General features: G+C 68.9%; 16 protein-coding genes. 5 read left to right on the forward strand and 11 right to left on the reverse strand.

The window, feature by feature from the left end; all coding sequences use genetic code 11:
* Positions 1-2 precede the first annotated feature (2 nt).
* Positions 3-740 carry an SDR family NAD(P)-dependent oxidoreductase gene (locus tag ACYVIO_RS27430; protein WP_460653789.1) on the reverse strand — a complete coding sequence of 246 codons (738 nt, stop codon included), beginning with the start codon at positions 738-740 and terminating at the stop codon, positions 3-5.
* A 75-nt stretch (positions 741-815) separates the two neighbouring features.
* Positions 816-3,053 (reverse strand): rhamnogalacturonan lyase, encoded by a 2,238-nt coding sequence (locus tag ACYVIO_RS27435; RefSeq protein WP_460653790.1) that lies wholly within the window; start codon positions 3,051-3,053, stop codon positions 816-818.
* 168 nt (positions 3,054-3,221) lie between these two features.
* Here ACYVIO_RS27435 and ACYVIO_RS27440 point away from each other — a divergent pair, with 168 nt between their 5' ends.
* Positions 3,222-5,483, forward strand: coding sequence for an FdhF/YdeP family oxidoreductase (locus ACYVIO_RS27440; RefSeq protein WP_460653791.1), 2,262 nt, complete (start codon positions 3,222-3,224; stop codon positions 5,481-5,483).
* Positions 5,484-5,493: 10 nt separating this feature from the next.
* On the opposite strand, the gene ACYVIO_RS27445 is transcribed toward ACYVIO_RS27440, so the two are convergent.
* Complete coding sequence (locus ACYVIO_RS27445; protein ID WP_460653792.1) at positions 5,494-6,762, reverse strand: MFS transporter; 1,269 nt, start codon at positions 6,760-6,762, stop codon at positions 5,494-5,496.
* Positions 6,763-6,787: 25 nt separating this feature from the next.
* On the opposite strand from ACYVIO_RS27445, the gene ACYVIO_RS27450 reads away from it, so the two are divergent.
* On the forward strand, positions 6,788-7,369 hold the full coding sequence (locus ACYVIO_RS27450) for a CGNR zinc finger domain-containing protein (protein ID WP_460653793.1): 582 nt from the start codon (positions 6,788-6,790) through the stop codon (positions 7,367-7,369).
* 111 nt (positions 7,370-7,480) lie between these two features.
* On the opposite strand, the gene ACYVIO_RS27455 is transcribed toward ACYVIO_RS27450, so the two are convergent.
* Positions 7,481-9,700, reverse strand: a complete 2,220-nt coding sequence (locus tag ACYVIO_RS27455; RefSeq protein ID WP_460653794.1) for an MMPL family transporter — start codon at positions 9,698-9,700, stop codon at positions 7,481-7,483.
* Positions 9,701-9,913: 213 nt separating this feature from the next.
* Positions 9,914-10,450 carry a M48 family metallopeptidase gene (locus ACYVIO_RS27460; protein WP_460653795.1) on the reverse strand — a complete coding sequence of 179 codons (537 nt, stop codon included), beginning with the start codon at positions 10,448-10,450 and terminating at the stop codon, positions 9,914-9,916.
* Positions 10,451-10,963: 513 nt separating this feature from the next.
* Here ACYVIO_RS27460 and ACYVIO_RS27465 point away from each other — a divergent pair.
* Together ACYVIO_RS27465 and ACYVIO_RS27470 are read left to right on the forward strand one after the other, a co-directional pair.
* A complete protein-coding gene (locus tag ACYVIO_RS27465; protein WP_012922897.1) occupies positions 10,964-11,122 on the forward strand; it encodes a DUF5679 domain-containing protein in 159 nt (52 codons plus the stop codon).
* Between the two features lie 132 nt (positions 11,123-11,254).
* A complete protein-coding gene (locus ACYVIO_RS27470; protein ID WP_460653796.1) occupies positions 11,255-12,568 on the forward strand; it encodes an ABC1 kinase family protein in 1,314 nt (437 codons plus the stop codon).
* A 3-nt stretch (positions 12,569-12,571) separates the two neighbouring features.
* On the opposite strand, the gene ACYVIO_RS27475 is transcribed toward ACYVIO_RS27470, so the two are convergent.
* From ACYVIO_RS27475 to ACYVIO_RS27485, 3 genes are read right to left on the reverse strand one after another with little or no spacing between them, the layout of a single operon-like run.
* Positions 12,572-12,742: a hypothetical protein gene (locus ACYVIO_RS27475; protein WP_460653797.1), complete on the reverse strand. Its 171-nt coding sequence runs from the start codon at positions 12,740-12,742 to the stop codon at positions 12,572-12,574.
* A 52-nt stretch (positions 12,743-12,794) separates the two neighbouring features.
* Positions 12,795-13,811, reverse strand: a complete 1,017-nt coding sequence (locus ACYVIO_RS27480; RefSeq protein ID WP_460653798.1) for an alcohol dehydrogenase catalytic domain-containing protein — start codon at positions 13,809-13,811, stop codon at positions 12,795-12,797.
* 12 nt (positions 13,812-13,823) lie between these two features.
* Positions 13,824-14,567: an SDR family oxidoreductase gene (locus ACYVIO_RS27485; protein ID WP_460653799.1), complete on the reverse strand. Its 744-nt coding sequence runs from the start codon at positions 14,565-14,567 to the stop codon at positions 13,824-13,826.
* Positions 14,568-14,682: 115 nt separating this feature from the next.
* Here ACYVIO_RS27485 and ACYVIO_RS27490 point away from each other — a divergent pair, with 115 nt between their 5' ends.
* A complete protein-coding gene (locus ACYVIO_RS27490; protein WP_460653800.1) occupies positions 14,683-15,615 on the forward strand; it encodes a LysR family transcriptional regulator in 933 nt (310 codons plus the stop codon).
* Between the two features lie 279 nt (positions 15,616-15,894).
* Here ACYVIO_RS27490 and ACYVIO_RS27495 read toward each other — a convergent pair whose 3' ends face one another.
* The 3 genes from ACYVIO_RS27495 to ACYVIO_RS27505 form a co-directional block, all read right to left on the reverse strand.
* Positions 15,895-16,113, reverse strand: a complete 219-nt coding sequence (locus ACYVIO_RS27495; protein WP_460653801.1) for a hypothetical protein — start codon at positions 16,111-16,113, stop codon at positions 15,895-15,897.
* Between the two features lie 28 nt (positions 16,114-16,141).
* Complete coding sequence (locus ACYVIO_RS27500) at positions 16,142-16,429, reverse strand: WhiB family transcriptional regulator (protein ID WP_184797050.1); 288 nt, start codon at positions 16,427-16,429, stop codon at positions 16,142-16,144.
* Positions 16,430-16,581: 152 nt separating this feature from the next.
* Positions 16,582-16,779: a hypothetical protein gene (locus ACYVIO_RS27505; protein WP_460653802.1), complete on the reverse strand. Its 198-nt coding sequence runs from the start codon at positions 16,777-16,779 to the stop codon at positions 16,582-16,584.
* Between the last annotated feature and the right edge of the window lie 223 nt (positions 16,780-17,002).

The raw sequence follows: 17,002 nt of genomic DNA on the forward strand, positions 1-17,002 counted from the left end.
CCTTAGTGGGCGGTCCAGCCGCCGTCGAGGACGAACGAGCTCCCCGTGAGTGAGGCCGACGACGGGCCGCAGAGCAGCGCGACCACCTCGGCGACCTCGGCCGGCTCGATCAGCCGCTTCACGGCGACCGGTTCGAGCAGGATCTTGTCCAGCACCTCCGCCTCGGTCAGGCCGTGGACAGCGGCCTGGTCGGCGAGCTGGGCAGTGACCAGCGGCGTCCTCACGTACGCCGGGTTCACGCAGTTGCTGGTGACGCCGTGCGCGGCACCCTCCAGCGCGACCACCTTGCTGAGGCCTTCCAGCCCGTGCTTGGCCGCGACGTACGCCGCCTTGAACGGACTGGCTCGCAGGCCGTGCACCGAGCTGATGTTGACCACACGGCCCCAGCCGGCGCCGTACATGTGCGGCAGGCTCTGCCGGATCAGGCGGAACGGCGACTCGAGCATGAGCCGCAGGATGTAGCCGAACCGCTCCGGCGGGAACTGCTCCACCGGAGCGACCAGCTGGACGCCCGCGTTGTTCACCAGCACGTCCACGTCGGTCGGCAGGTCCGCCAGCCGGTCCAGGTCGGACAAGTCGGCCTGTACGGCGTCGATGCCGTCAGCGGCCACCGCCTGCAGCCCGTCGGCGTCGTAGTCGACCGCCACGACGTGCAGGCCCTCGGCAGCGAGCCGGCGGGCGCAGGCCGCGCCGATCCCGGACGCGGCGCCGGTGACTAGGGCACGACGTGGTGTGGTCATGCGGAGACTTTAGGAAGCCAGATGCCCGGCAACCATGGGCTGGCGGCACACAACGATGCCGCCAGCCATGTGGTGTCACCTCACCAGCGGCACCTTGGCCCAGTCGAGGTCGGAGCCCAGGTAGAAGCCCGTGTACGACGGCTGGTTGTACGTCGTCTGCTGCCGTGCCACCTCGACCCGGTACTGCGGGTCGTGCATCAGCGTGTACAGCTTCCGGTCGGTCCGTTCGGTGCTCAGGTAGATCCGGATGGCGCTGCTGTCCGCCGTACGGACCAGCAGCTCCTCCCGCCAGTCGCCGAAGATGTCGGCGACCAGCGACGGGTTGCCCTTGGTGCCGTTGTTGGTCAGCGTGCCGGTGGCCGTGAGCAGAGTGCCGCGCCGCCAGTCCTTGATGGTCGGCGTGACATCGCCGGCGCCGTCCACGATCTGTGTGGTCATGTCAGCGGTCCAGCGGATGCTCTGGTTGGTGCCGGGCATCGCGGTGCCGAGCGCATCTCCGTCGGCCGTGCGGAGCCGCATCGCCCACGTCTCCAGCCCCGGCTCCTCCGGCACGATGTCGCCGACCATTCCCCGGCCGGTGTCGCGACCGGAGTACTCGCCGTAGATCACCTCACCGGTCCGGGCGTCCCGCAGGGCGTACCCGTACGGCGCGGAGGTGGCGCCCTCGTGGACGGTGAAGATCTCCTTGCCGGGTCGCTGCGGGTCGATGTCGGTCACGTGCATCGCGTCGCCGTGCCCGAGCCGGGCCAGCTCACCAGGTGCCGCACTGCCCGGCGGGAGCACGTCCTTCGAGCTGTAGAGCACGCTGCCGTCGTCGTCGATGGTTGCGGAGCCGTAGACGATCTCCTGCCGCCCGTCGTCGTCCACGTCCGCGGCGCTGAGCGAGTGGAACCCCTGCGTGGTGATCGACCCGTACGTCGGGTCGGTGCCGTCCCGGCCGTGCGGACTGTCGTTGAAGGGGTTGGTCATCGGGGTCCAGCCGCTGTCGATCGCCCAGCCCTTGGTGATCCGGTGACCGTTCCAGCCGTAGGTCGCTAGCGTCGTACGGGTGTAGTAGCCGCGGGCGAACACAGCTGACGGCTTCTTGCCGTCCAGGTAGGCCACACCGGCCAGGAAGCGGTCGACGCGGTTGCCGGGCTCGATGCGGGCCATCGCGTAGTCGCCCCAGCGGAGTCCGTCGTCGGTCCGGCCGGGCTCGTAGCGGATGGTCTGGAGCTCCTTGCCGTCGGAGCCGCGGAAGACGCTCAGGTACTCGGGTCCGCTGAGGATGAAGCCCTCGAAGGCGCGCAACTGGTTCCTGGTGCTGCGGGCCGGGGCGTAGACGTCCATGAAGTAGTCGACGAGGGCCTGGGCGTCCGTGCGGCTCAGCGGATAGCTGTACTTGTCCGGTACGCCGAAGGCCGCCTCCAGCGTGACGGGCCACTGCCCGCTCTTCACCTCCGGCTGCTGCTTCCACTGGAGGAACAGGTCGACCAGGTGGTCGTAGTAGTCGGCCTTGCTGACCCGGTAGTCGTCCTGGTTGCTGTAGCCCGCCCGGCGATCTGCTGCCGGCATGGTGATGTAGCGCTGGGACTTGACCCGGCCGGAGCGGTCGTACGTCGTCAGCTTGGTACCGGGCGCGGTCTTGAGCATCGTCTCCGAGCGGCCGTCGCCGTCGAAGTCGTAGACCAGCACCTGGGTGTAGTGCGCACCGGCCCGGATGTTCACGCCCAGGTCGAGCCGGTGCAGGAGGGTGCCGTCGGTCTCGTACGTGTCGACGTACACGTTGCCGGTGTAGCCGACCTGCGACACGTCCTTGGCGTTCGAGGGGTTCCAGACCACGACGTACTCGTACTGGCCGTCGCCGTCCACGTCGCCGACGCTCATGTCATTGGCGGCGTACGTGTAGGTCTCGCCGACCGGGGTGACGCCGTCGGCGGGCTTGCGCAGCGGCAGGTCGGTGTAGCCGTTGGCCCACGGGGTGACGGTCGTGCTGCGGTCCCGTTCCCGGCCGTTGACCAGCGAGACGACTCGGTAGCGGGAGGTCTGGGTACCGGTGGGGTCGACGTAGTTGGTGCTGTCGGTGACCTTGGCGATCCGGTGGCCGTCGCGGTAGACGGCGAAGTCCGTACCGGTCAGGCCATGGTCGGAGTGGCCGGTCGCCTCGGGGCCGAGCAGGCGCCAGCTCAGGAAGACGCCTTCGCTGGTGGCAGCGGCGACCAGGCCGCGGTCGAGGTGTTCCAGCTGAGGCTTGGAGTGAGATGCAGCACTGGCCTGGGTCGGTGAAAGCACGAGTGCGAGTGAGGTGAGCAGGACGGCGGCTTTGGAAAGCATGAGCGGATCCCTCGGGCGGAGTGGCGGCGGCAAACGCTTTCCTCCGCACGGTAGGGCGGCGCCGTGAAGCTGTCGAGGCTTCTGTCCGCTATCGGCCGTCACCTGACCGCAACCACAGCGACGCCTATCAACAAGGCCCGTCCTCATAGAAAGATTTACAGTTGAACCATGGTCGACATCGAACAGCCGAAGAAGAAGGCGGCCGGCGTTCCGGCCGTGCTCTCGTCGTTCAAGTTCGGGTTCCGCGAGATGGGCCCGGCGCGGACCGGCAAGGTGTTCCTGAAGATGAACCAGGATGGCGGCTTCGACTGCCCGTCCTGCGCCTGGCCGGATCCTGACCACAAGCGCAAGCACGCGGCCGAGTTCTGCGAGAACGGCGCCAAGGCCGTGGCTTGGGAAGCAACTCGCAAGAAGATCCCGCGGGCCTTCTTCGCCGAGCACACGATCGACGACCTGAACCGGATCTCCGAGTTCGAGCTGGGCAAGCTCGGCCGGATCACCGAGCCGATGCTGCTGCGGGCCGGCGCCGACCACTACGAGCCGGTCGGCTGGGACGAGGCGCTGCACGTCGTCGCCCGCCACCTGCGCGCACTGGACGACCCGGACGACGCCGTCTTCTACACGTCGGGCCGGACCAGCAACGAGGCCGCGTTCCTCTACCAGTTGCTCGTCCGCGCGTACGGGACGAACAACCTGCCCGACTGCTCGAACATGTGCCACGAGTCCTCCGGTACGGCGCTCACCCGCGTGATCGGCAGCGGCAAGGGCGCGGTCACGCTGGAGATGCTCGAGGAGGCCGAGCTGATCGTCGTGGTCGGCCAGAACCCGGGCACCAACGCGCCCCGGATGCTGAGCCACCTCGAGATCGCCAAGAAGCACGGCGCCGACATCGTCTCGGTGAACCCGCTGCCCGAGCCGGGCCTGATGAACTTCAAGAACCCGCAGCGCCCGTCGGGCTGGGTCGGCAAGGGCACGACGCTCGCCGACCAGCACCTGCAGATCCGGATCGGTGGCGACCAGGCGCTGTTCCTTGCCGTCGGCCACTTGTTGCTCGAGGCCGAGGCGGCCGCGCCGGGAACCGTGCTGGACAAGGCGTTCATCGAGTCGCACACCAGCGGGTACGAGCTGTACTCCAAGCACAACGCCGAGCTCGACTGGCCGGCCGTCGAGCAGGCGACCGGCCTGACCCGGGCCGAGATCGAGGAGTTCACTTCTCGGTTCCTGAAGTCGAAGGCCACGGTGATCTGCTGGGCGATGGGTCTGACCCAGCACCGCGAGGCGGTCGCGACGATCACCGAGATCGTCAACGTGCTGCTCCTGCAGGGCAACATCGGCAAGCCCGGCGCCGGGCCGTGCCCGGTCCGCGGGCACTCCAACGTCCAGGGCGATCGCAGCATGGGCATCTGGGAGCAGATGCCGGCCAAGTTCCACGACAAGCTGGACGCCGAGTTCGCATTCACCTCGCCGCGCGAGCACGGGATCGACGCGGCGCAGACCGTGCAGCGGCTGCGCGCGAACGACGTACGGGTGTTCTTCGCGATGGGCGGCAACTTCGCGATGGCCACGCCGGACACCGACGTCGTGCACCAGGGCCTGCGCGAGTGCGACCTGACCGTGCACGTGTCGACCAAGCTGAACCGGTCCCACACGGTCACCGGCAAGGAGGCGCTGATCCTGCCGACGCTGGGCCGGACCGACCACGACCAGACCGTGCTCGGTCCGCAGTCGGTGACGGTCGAGGACTCCCAGGGCGCCGTCCACCTGTCGACCGGGAACCTGCACCCGCCGAGCCCCGACCTGCTGTCCGAGGTCGGCATCGTCTGCGCGCTCGGCGAGCTGCTGGTGCCGGACGTCGGCGAGATCCCGTGGGCCGACTTCGCCAAGGACTACAGCCTGGTCCGGCAGCGGATCGGGCGGGTCTGCGACGGCTACGAGAACTTCGAGGACCGGCTGCGGGCGAACGAAGGCGGCTTCCTGCTCGCGCATGCCGCGCGGGACAAGCGTGAGTTCCACACCTCAGACGCGAAGGCGCAGTTCAGCGCGAACGACCTGACCTGGTTGCCGACCGAGCCAGGGCGGCTGCTGCTGCAGACGATGCGCAGCCACGACCAGTTCAACACGACGATCTACGGACTCGAGGATCGCTACCGCGGGGTGCACGGGACTCGTGAGGTGGTCTTCGTGAATCCGTCCGACCTGGCTGATCTCGGGCTCGAGGAGGGTCAGTACGTCGACATCGTGAGCGAGTTCGCCGGGGTGGAGCGCCGGGCTTCGGGCTTCCGGCTGGTCTCGTACCCGACTGCTCGGGGGTGCGTCGCGGCGTACTACCCGGAGACCAACGTGCTGATGTCGGCCGACGATGTCGCCAAGGGCAGCAACACCCCGGTGGCCAAGGGGCTCACTGTTCGGCTGGAGTCAGCTGCTTCCTGACCTCACGACGTCAGCTGCTTCCTCGCGGTGCAGCTGGGGCCAGCTGCTTCCTGAACCACGGTTGCAGGCTCGCCAGTACGACGGCTGTCGCGGCGCTGGTGAGCCAGAGGCCTTCGGAGCCGGCGGCCTTCAGGAGCTGGGTTGCGGTCAGTGGTGCGATGGTCGTCGCGATGCCCCAGCTCAGGCCGAAGACGGCCAGGTAGCGGCCTCTTGCATGGTCGGGGGCTAGGCCTGAGGCCTGCGTGAGGTAGCGGGTCAGCAGGAACAGGTCGCCGAGGCTCCAGAGCACTGTGGCGAGCAGGAAGACCGTGAGGCTGTGCGCGAAGGCTGTGACGACCAGGCCTGCAGCGAGTAGCCCGTAGCCGATGGCGATCGAGCGGAAGTCGTCCAGGCGCTGCACGCGGAGCAGGCGCTGCGCGAGGATCAGTGTGACCGCGGAAACGGCCAGGATGAAGCCGGTGCCCGATTCGGGCAGTCCCTGGTCCAGCAGGGTGAGCGGGATGCCGATGACCAGCTGCATGTAGATGGTGGCGAAGACTGTGCCGCTCGCGAGCAGCAGAAGCAGACGGCGATCGCGCCACACTGCTGCTCTTGTTGGCTGGATGCGATCTCGCCGTACATCTGCAGGCAGAGCCAGCGCGACCAGTACCGCGCAGGCCAGGCAGGTGATTGCGTCGGCTACGAACAGCCAGCGCAGGTCGAAGTGGCTGACTGCTGCCGCGAGCAGACCAGCCAGGACACCGGCAGCAGCCATGGCCGCGCCCAGCAGCCCGTACGCCGTGGGCCGGTCGGCGGGCTCGGTGACGTCGGCGATGGTCGCCTGGCTGGGTGGTTCGTAGATCTCGAAGGCCAGACCGAGCAGGACGGTCGCCAGTACGGCGGACCAGAGCTGGTCGCTCAAAGCGATCCAGAGCTGGGCGACCGCGCAGCCGGTCAGGCCGAGCACGATCGTGCGCCGGCGACCGAGGCGGTCCGCGAGTTGGCCGCCGAGCAGGCGGGACGGGATGGTCGCGGCGCCGAAGACGGCGAGGATCAGCCCGGTCTGCGCCAGCGAGGCGCCGAACTCGACGGTGAGCACGACCCCGAGGAACGGGAGCGTGAAGGCGCCGATCTTGTTCACCGCGCGGGCGAGGACCAGGACCCAGACCGTCGGCGAAAGACCTCGCCAGGAGTTCCCCGTGGTGGACGCGACGGCGGCGCCGGTGCCGTTCGGCGCCGAGCGTGAGGTGGGCGCGGGGCTCTCATCGCCATGACTGTCTAAAGCGGTATCGTCGGTCACGCCATCGACCATACGAAGGAGTAGCGTGACTGGTCAAGTGTCTTTTGATGGTCATACGCGGAACGTGCTGGCGGCGTCGGTCGAGTACGTGAACCGGCTGACGCCCGGCTGGTCCGGTGGCGTGGCTTTCGACGGGCCGGCTGACGAAGCGCAGGCTGTCGCCGACTCGCTGGTGGCGATCGGTTATCCGCAGCCGTCGGTCAAAGCGGACGATGCGCGGCGGCTCGCCGTACTGGCTGGGCGGATGCGAGTCGTGTTCGAGGCGGCGCAGACCGGGGATCTCGATCGGGCGGCTGACGAGATCAACGCGTTGCTGCTCGACACGAACGCGCGGCCGCAGTTGGATCGGCGGGAGCGCGGGTGGAGCCTGCACTTCCACGGGCCAGACGACGGGCTGGTGAACGGCTGGGCCGCAGGATGTGCCGCGGGGTTGGCGTTGGCCGTCGGTAGTGATCTCGCCGGGCGGCTCGGGGTTTGTGCGGCGCCGCAGTGTGATCGGGTTTTCGTGGATGTCTCGCGCAACGGGCAGCGGCGGTTCTGTTCGCCGCAGTGCCAGAGCCGAGTGAAGGCAGCAGCCCACCGAGCCCGCCAGTCCCCCACGGACTGAAACCGGGACCCCGGACACCATGCCGGGACCTCGGACACGTTATTTGCTGTCCGAGGCCCCGATTAGGTGTTCAAGGTCCCAGCCTCGCAGCCGAGATCCCGTCGCCGGCTGTCAGCCGACCGGAGTGAGCTCGCGCTCCTCCTCGGGCGCCTGGGTCACCGCGTGCTTCGGCGGCGTGCGGCGGAGCCACTTCGGGGCCCACCAGTTCGCCTCGCCGAGCAGCGTCATGATGCTCGGCAGGACGACCGCCCGGATGATCGTCGCGTCGATCAGGATCGCGACCGCCAGGCCGACACCCAACTGCTTCATGTCCAGCGTGCTCAGCGTCGCGAAGACCGCGAACACCCCGATCATCACCGCCGCCGCGCTGGTCACCACGCCGGCCGAACCGGTGATGCCCTCGGCAACGGCCTGCTTGGTCGGCACCCCGCGCAGCACCGCTTCGCGGATCCGGCTGACCACGAACACGTGGTAGTCCATCGACAGCCCGAACAGCACCACGAAGAGGAACAGCGGGAGCCAGGACACGACCGCGCCGTTCGACCGGAAGTCCAGCAGCCCTTCGGCCCAGGTGTTCTGGAAGACCGCCGTGACCACGCCGTACGCCGCACCGGCGCTGAGCAGGTTCAGCCCGATCGCGGTCACCGCGACCACGACCGACCGGAACGTCACCATCATCACGATCATCGTCAGCAGCAGCACGAACCCGATCACCAGCGGCAGCTTCGACCGCGTGTGCGCCGCGTAGTCCACATCCGCGGCCACGAACCCACCGACGGCGTACTCCGCGCCCGGCACCTTGCCGACCGTCTGCGGGATCAACTCGTTGCGCAGCTTGGCCAGCGAGTCCCGCGCCTGATCACTGCCACCCTCGTACGGCGTGGCAACCTCGGCCACGGTCACCCGGCCATCGGCCGATACCCGCGGCTTCTCCAACCCGTCCTGGGCATAGAGCGAGTCACCCTCGGTCCGCTTGGCCAGCTCGGTCAGTGCAGCCTGTACGGCGACCTGCTGGTCGGCCGGTGCCTTGATCGCGACCTCGTGGCTCGTCCCCGTGCTGGGGAAGGCCGCGGTCAGCCGGTCGTAGGCCTGCATCACCGCGGTGTCGCGCGGCAGGTCCTCGGTACCGGGGAACTTCAGCGTCATCCCGAGCGCCGGCGAAGCGACGGCGAGCAGCGCGACGACCGAGACGGTCAGCGTGGCGACCGGGTGCTTCAGCGCCGGCTTCAGGACGGCGGGCCAGAACCGCGGCTCCGACGTACGGGCCGTGAGGCGCCACAGCAACGGGATGCGCGGGCGGTCCACCCAGCGACCGAGCTTCGCCAGAATCGCCGGCAGCACGGTCAGCGAACCGGCGACGGCCACCGCGACAACCAGGATCGAGCCGACCGCGAAGGACGAGAACACCGCGTCGCGGGCCAGGAACGGGCCGGCCATCGAGATGATGACCGCCGTACCGGAGACCACGACCGCGTGTCCGGAGGTCGCCGCGGCGATCTCGACCGCGTCGACGTGACCGCGGCCCTTGGCGCGCTCCTCGCGTTCGCGGCGCAGGTAGAACAGGGAGTAGTCGACGCCGACCGCCATACCGATCAGCAGGATCACGCTGTTCACCGCGTCGACCGCGGGGACGAACTGGGAGGCGGCCGCGGCGAGCCCGATCGCGGCGGCGACCGCGGACAGCGCGAGCAGCAACGGCACGGTCGCGGCGATCAGCGCCCCGAAGGCGACCAGCAGGATCGCCAGCGTCACCGGCAGGCTGAACATCTCGGCCCGTTTGAAGTCCTCGCCGAGCGTCTCGCTCAGCGCCTTGTCGATCGACTCACCGCCGACCTGCTCGACCCTGAGCCCCGGGTGCTCCTGCTGGACCTTGGCGGTCGCGTCGAGCAGCGGCTGGACCCGGTTGTCGTCGTCGCCGTCCTTCAGCTCGACCCGGACGATCAGGGCGTTCTTGTTCGGCGCGAGGATCGGCTGGGCCACGTCCGCGACCCCACCGAGGGCGCGCATCCGTTCCGTCACGACCTTCGCGACCTGGTTGGCGTCGGCCTGGTTCAACGACCCCGAGGTCGGCGTGATCAGCACGCTCTCCACGTCCGGGTCGTCGAAGTTGCCGGACTTCACGATGTCGTCGGCCCGGGTCACCTCGCCGATGTCGCCCTCGTTGGTCGACTCCTTCGTCCCGGTCATGCTGCCGAGCGCGAAGCACGCCACCACGACGGCGAGCCAGAGCGCGATCGCCCGCCACGGGTGGGTGGCGCTCCATCGTGCCGCCCGGACCGTCAGCGGTCCCCTCGACCGGCGCTCGGCCCGGCTGTTCAACTGGCCACTCATCTGGCTTCCCTGCCCCTCTGCGCTACGACGCGCACCCTGGCAGCGGAGCCCCTCCGCCACGCTGCCGATGCCCATCAGCCTCGCGTCTGGGAGGGGGTCGCCGCCATGCAGGTATCCCCCGTCTTCCCCTGGGGCAGGCCCCACCCTGACCCTGGGGAAATCCACACCCCACCCCGGCTCCGGGGCCACTCGTACGGCGTACGGAAAAGCCGGTCAGAACTCCTCGAGGTCGAGGCTGGCGGCGGCCGAGACGCCCTCCAGGTACCCCTCGGCGCGCTCGGCCTTCGGGAAGCGGTGGACCAGGTCCCAGAAGGCCGCGTTGTGCGACGGCTCGACCAGGTGGACCAGCTCGTGCACCAGGACGTAGTCGACGACCCAGGCGGGCATCGACTGCAGACGGGTCGACAAACGGATCGATTTGTCGGCCGGCGTGCAGGAGCCCCACCGTCTGTTTTGGTTCGAAACCCAGCGGACCGACGCAGGTTCGGGCACTTCGGGGAGGTGGCGACACGCGAGTTCGTGTGCTCTGGCCAACAATTTTTCGTCCGACACGCGGGATTTGCTGCGCTGCCGATCGAGGCGCTGGAGCATGGTCTCGACCCAGCGCGCCTCCTCGGTCGCGGACAGCCGGTCGGGCATCAGCACGACCACCCGCTCGCCGTCGCGGTACGCGCTCACGGTCCGCTTGCGCCGCTTGCTGCGCCGGATGTCGACGTACGGCGGGATCGGGCGCGGTGGGGAGTCGGCCATGAGGGAAACGGTATCGCCCGAATCCGACGACTTTCTTGCGTCCACATCCTGTGCACAGACGTTTTCGCAGGTCAGACGGGTAATCGGGGGACGGCGGAATCCGTTTGTTCACACCCTGTTCCCCCGCTCGTCCACAGCGCCGCCCGGCGCGCCCCACAGCTTGCCCACAGAGTTATCCACAGGGGTGGACAACGCGGGCTTGTCAGCGCGGCGGCGGCCTTCTAGCGTCAGGTCCAACAGGCTCCCGGACCGCCTCCGGGGCTGCTCGGAGGGGAAGCCGAGCGGTTCCGCAGGCGGACTCCCGGGAGCCTGTTCCGTGCCGGGACGGATCTCGGAAAGGGGTTTCCACGCGGCGCGCGGGCACTGGGGTGCGCTTGAGCCACGCTCAAGCTGCCGTAGGGTGAATCTCGACTGGGCCGAACGGCCTACGGCAGGACGGTCTGCCGTTAGCATCCACGACGGCCAGGGGCCTGCAAGCCCCGGCTGGTATTCAGAGCAAGGAGAGAGGCCCTCATGGCAGAGACCTGGAGCGGCGAGTTCTACTGCGTCAAGTGCAAGGCCAAGCGCACCGCCGACGGCGAGGTCAAGGTCAACGACAAGGGCACGCGCATGGCCAAGGCCAAGTGCCCCGAGTGCGGTACGAACCTGAACCGGATCCTCGGCAAGGCCTGACGCACCAGCACCACGTCGTAGGGGCGGTGGTCCGGCTTCGGCCGGGCCTCCGCCCCTCGTCGTTACCCACCCGGTACGACGCGCCGGTGACCCCGGCGGGAGCGGGCTTGGGTGAGGCGACAGAATGGGGATGTGTCCGACCTCCCCCGCAAGGCGCTCAGCCGTACGGCGAAGCTGGCGAGCCTGCCACTCGGTGCCGCCGGGCGCGCGACCGTCGGGCTCGGCAAGCGGATCGGCGGTGCGCCGGCCGAGGCGGTGATGGCCGAGTTCCAGCGCCGGACCGCCGACCAGTTGTTCTCCGTCCTGGGTGAGCTCAAGGGCGGCGCGATGAAGTTCGGGCAGATGCTCAGCCTGATGGAGTCGGCGATGCCCGAGGAGCTCGCGGCGCCGTACCGGGCGACGCTGACCAAGCTCCAGGACTCCGCTCCGCCGATGCCGGCCGCGACGGTCGACAAGATCCTGTCCGAGGAGCTGGGCAAGCGCTGGCGCAGCCGCTTCTCGGAGTTCGACGACAAGCCGGCCGCGGCCGCGTCGATCGGGCAGGTGCACCGCGGGGTGCTCAAGGACGGCCGCGAGGTCGCCATCAAGCTGCAGTACCCGGGCGCCGCCGAGGCGCTGCGGGCAGACCTGAAGCAGCTCGGCCGGTTCGCCAGGACCTTCGGCACGCTCGTCCCCGGCCTCGACATGAAGCCGCTGATCACCGAGCTCCAGGACCGGATCGGCGAGGAGCTCGACTACGACCGCGAGGCGCAGGCCCAGCAGCAGTACGCCGACGCCTTCAAGGACCACCCGGAGTTCGTCGTCCCGCGGGTGGTGAAGCACTCCCCCACCGTGATCGTGTCGGAGTGGATCGAGGGCAAGCCGCTGTCGAGCTTCATCACCGACGGGACGAAGGCCGAGCGCGACGAGCTCGGGCTGAAGTACGTCCGGTTCATGTTCAGCGGGCCGCGACTGGCCGGGCTGCTGCACTCCGACCCGCACCCGGGGAACTTCCGCGTCCTGGCCGACGGGCGGCTCGGAGTGGTCGATTTCGGGCTCTGCGCTCGGCTCCCGGAAGGGCTGCCGCCGGCGATGGGGCGGCTGCTGCGGATCTCCCTGGAAGGCGCCGGCGACGAGGTCCTGGCCGGGCTCCGGGCCGAGGGGTTCGTCAAGCCGCGGATGGAGATCGACCCCGCGCAGCTGATGGACTACCTGGCGCCCTTCGCGGAGCCGGCCCGGACGGAGACGTTCCAGTTCAGCCGGGCGTGGATGCGCGAGCAGGCGAACCGGACCGGAGACTTCCGCTCCCCCAACGCGTCCCTGGCGCTGCGGCTGAATATGCCCCCGTCGTACCTGCTGATCCACCGGGTGTGGATCGGTGGCATCGCGGTGCTGTCGCAACTGGAGACGGAGGCACCGTTCAAGTCGGTGCTGGAGGAGTTCCTGCCCGGCTTCACGGACGAGTAGGGCCTACCACCAGGCGCTGTCGAGCTTGCCCTCGATGCTGCGGACGTTCTCACGCGTGCAGCGGTCGCAGTAGACGAGCTTGCGGCCGTTCTCGACCGAGGTGACCCAGGTCAGCGGCAGATCCTCGGTCGGCGCCGGCGTACCGCACAGCGCGCAACTGGGAGTGGTGGTCATAGGACCAATCTAGGCCCCCGGTGGCCGCTCGAGGCGGCCACCGGGTGAACCGTCAGGACTCCGGCTGGGTCCTCAGCACGATCCGGAGGTTCGCCTTCGGCTGGTGCTGCCAGGCTTCTTCGGCCTGCTCGAGCGGGAAGGTCTCGATGATCGGCCGGACGCCCTTCAGGACGGCGAAGTTCAGCGTGTCCTCGCTGTCCTGGGAGACGCCGCTGTACCAGCCCTTCAGGGCCCGCCGGCCGTCGGACAGATCGTGGCCGCTGACCTGGATCGGGTCCTCGCCCTCCAGCACGATCAGCTCACCGTTCGGGCGCAGACCCTTGAACAGGTCGGTCTGCAGCTCGGCACGCGACACGGTCGCCAGTACGACGGCCGCTCCGCCGAGCGCCGTCAGCGCCTCGCCCGCGTCGCCCTCGTTGCTGTCGATGTACTCGTCGGCGCCGAGCTCACGGGCCAGCTTCTCCTTGTCCCGGCCGCGGTTGATCGCGACGGTCCGGAAGCCCATCTTGGCGGCGAACTGGATCGCCAGGTGCCCGACCCCGCCGACGCCCTGGACGGCGACCAGGTCGCCGGGGCCGGCCGGTGCGTGCCGGAGCGCGTTGAAGGCGGTGATGCCGCCACACATCAGCGGCGCCGCCTCCTCGAACGACAACCCGTCAGGGATCCGGGCCACCGCGTCCTGCGGCGCCACCATGTACTCGGCGTAGCCGCCGTCGTACGACGTACCGACGATCGTGTGCTGGACGCAGTTGGTGAAGTCACCCCGGCGGCAGAACTCGCAGGTGAAGTCGACCCCGCCGGACCAGCCGACGCCGACCCGCTGGCCGACCTCGAAGACCGTGACGCCGTCGCCGACCGCGTCGACCACCCCGGCGATCTCGTGGCCGGGCACGCGAGGCAGCGTCGCCCCGAACAGGCCGTTGCGCGGAATCGCGTCACCGCCGCAGATCCCGCAGGCGTACACCTTGACCCGGATCTGCCCCGGCTTCGGCTCGGGGACGGGCAGGTCCGTCACTACGAAGGGGCCACCGGCCGTCTGGGCCTGGGCCGCACGCATCATTGTTGTCATCTGTCGGTCTCCTCAGTGCATTCCGCCGTCGGCGACCACTTGCTGGCCGGTGATCAGTCCCGCGTCGTCACTGGCCAGGAAGGCCGCGATGCCCGCGACGTCCTCGGTCGTGCCGAGCCGCCCGATCGGAACCATCGAGATCAGGCCCTTCTTGTACTCGTCGTTCGCCGGATCGGTGAAGATGCCGGCGCCGTCGATCGGACCGGGAACGATGGTGTTCACCGTGACCCCGCGCGGGCCGAGCTCGAGCGCGAGCACCCGGACCAGGTAGCCGGTCGCGACCTTGCTGGTGCCGTACAGGCCGACCCCGACCTGCGGAACCGTGGTGGTGTTCGACGAGATCGTGATGATCCGGCCGTTGTCGGCGATCCGCCGGGCCGCCTCGCGCAGCACGAAGTACGGGCCCTTGGTGTTGACCCGGAACAGCAGGTCGAAGTCCTCCTCGGTCACGTCGGTGACCGGGATGTTCACCTTCTCCATACCGGCGTTGGCGACCACGATGTCGATCTGGTCGAACGCGGCGACCGCTGCATCGAACACCTTCTCGATGCCGTCCACTGTGGACACGTCGGCGGCGACGGTGATCGCCTGCACGCCGAGCTCCTCGGCCGCGGCCTGGACCTCGCTCGCGGCGGCCTCGTCGCGCGAGTAGTTCACGACGACGTTCGCACCCTGCCCGGCCAGCCTCAGCAGGATCGCCCGTCCCAGCCCCTTGGACGAGCCGGTGACCAGCACCGTTTTGCCCTTCAGCGTCATGCTTTTCCTTCTCTCATCACGTGGACGTGCTCTGATCGTCCGGCGTGATCGGGCCGAACGGAAACAGGAACTCGTTGGCGCGATGACAACCGTTTGTTGTGGCACCATGGCAAGGGTGGACCTCAGCTTGCGGCTGCTGCAGGCCCTGGCAGCGGTGGCCCACGAGGGCAGCATGACCAGGGCCGGTGCGCGGCTCAACCTCACGCAGCAAGCGGTCAGCGGTCAGATCCGCCAGCTCGAACGGCTGGTCGGTACGCCGTTGGTCGAGCGGCTGTCGTCCGGGATCGAGCTGACCGCGGCGGGCGAGGTCGTGCTCAAGCAGGGCGAGACGCTGCTGTCGTCGGCCGAAGCGATGATGTCCGAAGCTCGCCAGGTCGCGGCCGGCCGGCCCAAGCCGCTACGGGTCGCCTTCAAGGCGCAGAGCACGGCGCACTTCATGCCCGCGGTCGAGGCGGCGCTCTGCCTGCAGGCACCGGACCTGGAGCTCCAGCCGGTCGCCGTCCACACCCTGCCGGACGAGCTCGCCGCCGTCCTCGAACGGCGAGTTGATGCCGCGTTCCTGTGGTTGCCGATCGGCAACGACCCCCGGTTCGCGATCCATCCGCTGGTGAAGGAAGAGCGCTGGGTGGCGCTTCCGCCCGGTCATCCGCTGTCCGACCGGACCTCGCTGACCATCGCGGACCTCGGCGACCTGCCGGTGATCGGCCCGCGGGACAACATGCCCGAGGCGGTCGTGGCGTTCTGGTTCATCGACCCCCGTCCGGACGGCAGCCGCGCGATCTTCGGTCCGCAGGCCCGTACGCCGGAGGAGTGCCTGCACCTGGTCGCCGCCGGGCACGGCTGCTGGATCGCGCCCGCGTCGACGGTGACCTACTTCGCGCATCCGCGCCTGGTCTGGCTGCCGCTGGTCGACGCCGTACCGAACGAGCTGGCGATCATCTGGCTGCGCGACAACACCAATCCGTACCTGACGCTGCTGCTGCAGGAGACCCGCCGGATCGCGGTGGCCGGTCGGCAGCGCGCGGGGACTTTGCCCGCGCACCCGTAGTACGCCGTACGGGCTGAGCCTTCCGCCGCGCCTCGCGAGTCCTTCCGCCGTACGCCGGTCTCACCGCCGAACGCGCCGAGGGGCGGCATCCGGGTGGATGCCGCCCCTCGGGCCGCAGCTTCGCTGGTCCCGGCCCCTGCTCCGAGGACCTGCGGACGGCTGCTGAGTCGGGCTGCACGCGGCGTGCTGGAGATCTGCTCCGGCCGCGTCAGCCGGTTGTACTAGGGCGCCGGCCGGCCGGACCTGGTGGTCCGGCCGGTGGATCGGCGTCCGGATGGATCAGACCAGACGGGCGAGGGTGAGGCGCGCTTTTGCGCTGGCCCTCTCCGCGCGCCGCGTGGCCCGCTCGGCCTGCTTCTGCGCCCGCGCGACCTGCGTCGCGAGGCGGAAGCGCCGGTTCTGCTCGGCGTCGTTCAGTAAAGATCGACAGTGAGCTCGTGCGAGGTCTTCCTGAAGTAAGTTCATCTGAATGCTCCTGTGAGTGCGGTTCGGGTTCATGGTTCGAGTCTCGTTTCGGATGGATGGATCAGGCAGCAGTGACGGTGTCGCTCTTGCGGGGACGTCCGCGGGGACGCTTGCGCGCCACCACCACTCCCTGGACGAACAGCTGGCCTCCCCACACACCCCACGGCTCGGAGCGCTCCAGCGCGCCGGCCAGGCACTCGGCCATCAAGGGACAGGTGGTGCAGAGAGACTTCGCGTACTCGACGTCCGACGGGGACTCTGCGAAGAAAAGCTCGGGCGCGTAGGACCGACAGGGCAGGTCCTCCGACGCGGCAACCTCGGTGAATTGATCGAGGAAGCTCACGCTCATAACCGGTCACCTCCTAGTGACTGTCGTACTGATTTCTTGTCGTCCGGACCGGCCACCGGTTGGTGGCCGGCAAACTGTGGGTTGACAAACAAAAAGGCCGCGGGACCCTTGGTGGGTTCCGCGGCCTTGGAGGTGCCGGCTGACTTCGAGAGTCAGACCGGTGGACTCCAAGATCGAGAACCCGAACCGCCACGCTTCACATCGCCGACAGCTCCGCCCTGGATCGGGGCGTAGGCCTTGGCCGTGAGAACAACGGTCTCGACGTGCAGACGCGAGACGGCACCCGGGATGAGGGCGCACGGCAGCACGTCGCCGGCGAACTTCGGCTTCATCGTCATGTTCGTCATCATTTCCCAGGCACCTCCTCTCGTTGTCGCGAACGGGCGGCAAGCTCGATCGCTGTAGTTTGAAGTTTTCGGCCACACCGGTGACCGCAGAAAGAACAGTACGCCGAGGCGCGCGAGCCCCGCAAACTATTTAACGGCAGTTTCTGACATTGGCCGGAAGTTGCCGCCGCGACGCCCGGAAGTCACTGCTCCGGCACCGCACCGGCACGCTCCGGCGCCCGTCCTG

It is taken from the genome of Kribbella endophytica, from assembly GCF_054781295.1.

Bases quoted from the DNA above. Each gene is read 5' to 3' on its own strand.
- ACYVIO_RS27500 (WP_184797050.1), bottom strand. From the start codon at position 16,429: ATGAGCGTGAGCTTCCTCGATCAATTCACCGAGGTTGCCGCGTCGGAG.
- ACYVIO_RS27430 (WP_460653789.1), bottom strand. From the start codon at position 740: ATGACCACACCACGTCGTGCCCTAGTCACCGGCGCCGCGTCCGGGATC.
- ACYVIO_RS27460 (WP_460653795.1), bottom strand. From the start codon at position 10,450: ATGGCCGACTCCCCACCGCGCCCGATCCCGCCGTACGTCGACATCCGG.
- ACYVIO_RS27505 (WP_460653802.1), bottom strand. From the start codon at position 16,779: ATGATGACGAACATGACGATGAAGCCGAAGTTCGCCGGCGACGTGCTG.
- ACYVIO_RS27455 (WP_460653794.1), bottom strand. From the start codon at position 9,700: ATGAGTGGCCAGTTGAACAGCCGGGCCGAGCGCCGGTCGAGGGGACCG.
- ACYVIO_RS27485 (WP_460653799.1), bottom strand. From the start codon at position 14,567: ATGACGCTGAAGGGCAAAACGGTGCTGGTCACCGGCTCGTCCAAGGGG.
- ACYVIO_RS27440 (WP_460653791.1), top strand. From the start codon at position 3,222: ATGGTCGACATCGAACAGCCGAAGAAGAAGGCGGCCGGCGTTCCGGCC.
- ACYVIO_RS27480 (WP_460653798.1), bottom strand. From the start codon at position 13,811: ATGACAACAATGATGCGTGCGGCCCAGGCCCAGACGGCCGGTGGCCCC.
- ACYVIO_RS27475 (WP_460653797.1), bottom strand. From the start codon at position 12,742: ATGACCACCACTCCCAGTTGCGCGCTGTGCGGTACGCCGGCGCCGACC.
- ACYVIO_RS27465 (WP_012922897.1), top strand. From the start codon at position 10,964: ATGGCAGAGACCTGGAGCGGCGAGTTCTACTGCGTCAAGTGCAAGGCC.
- ACYVIO_RS27495 (WP_460653801.1), bottom strand. From the start codon at position 16,113: ATGAACCCGAACCGCACTCACAGGAGCATTCAGATGAACTTACTTCAG.
- ACYVIO_RS27435 (WP_460653790.1), bottom strand. From the start codon at position 3,053: ATGCTTTCCAAAGCCGCCGTCCTGCTCACCTCACTCGCACTCGTGCTT.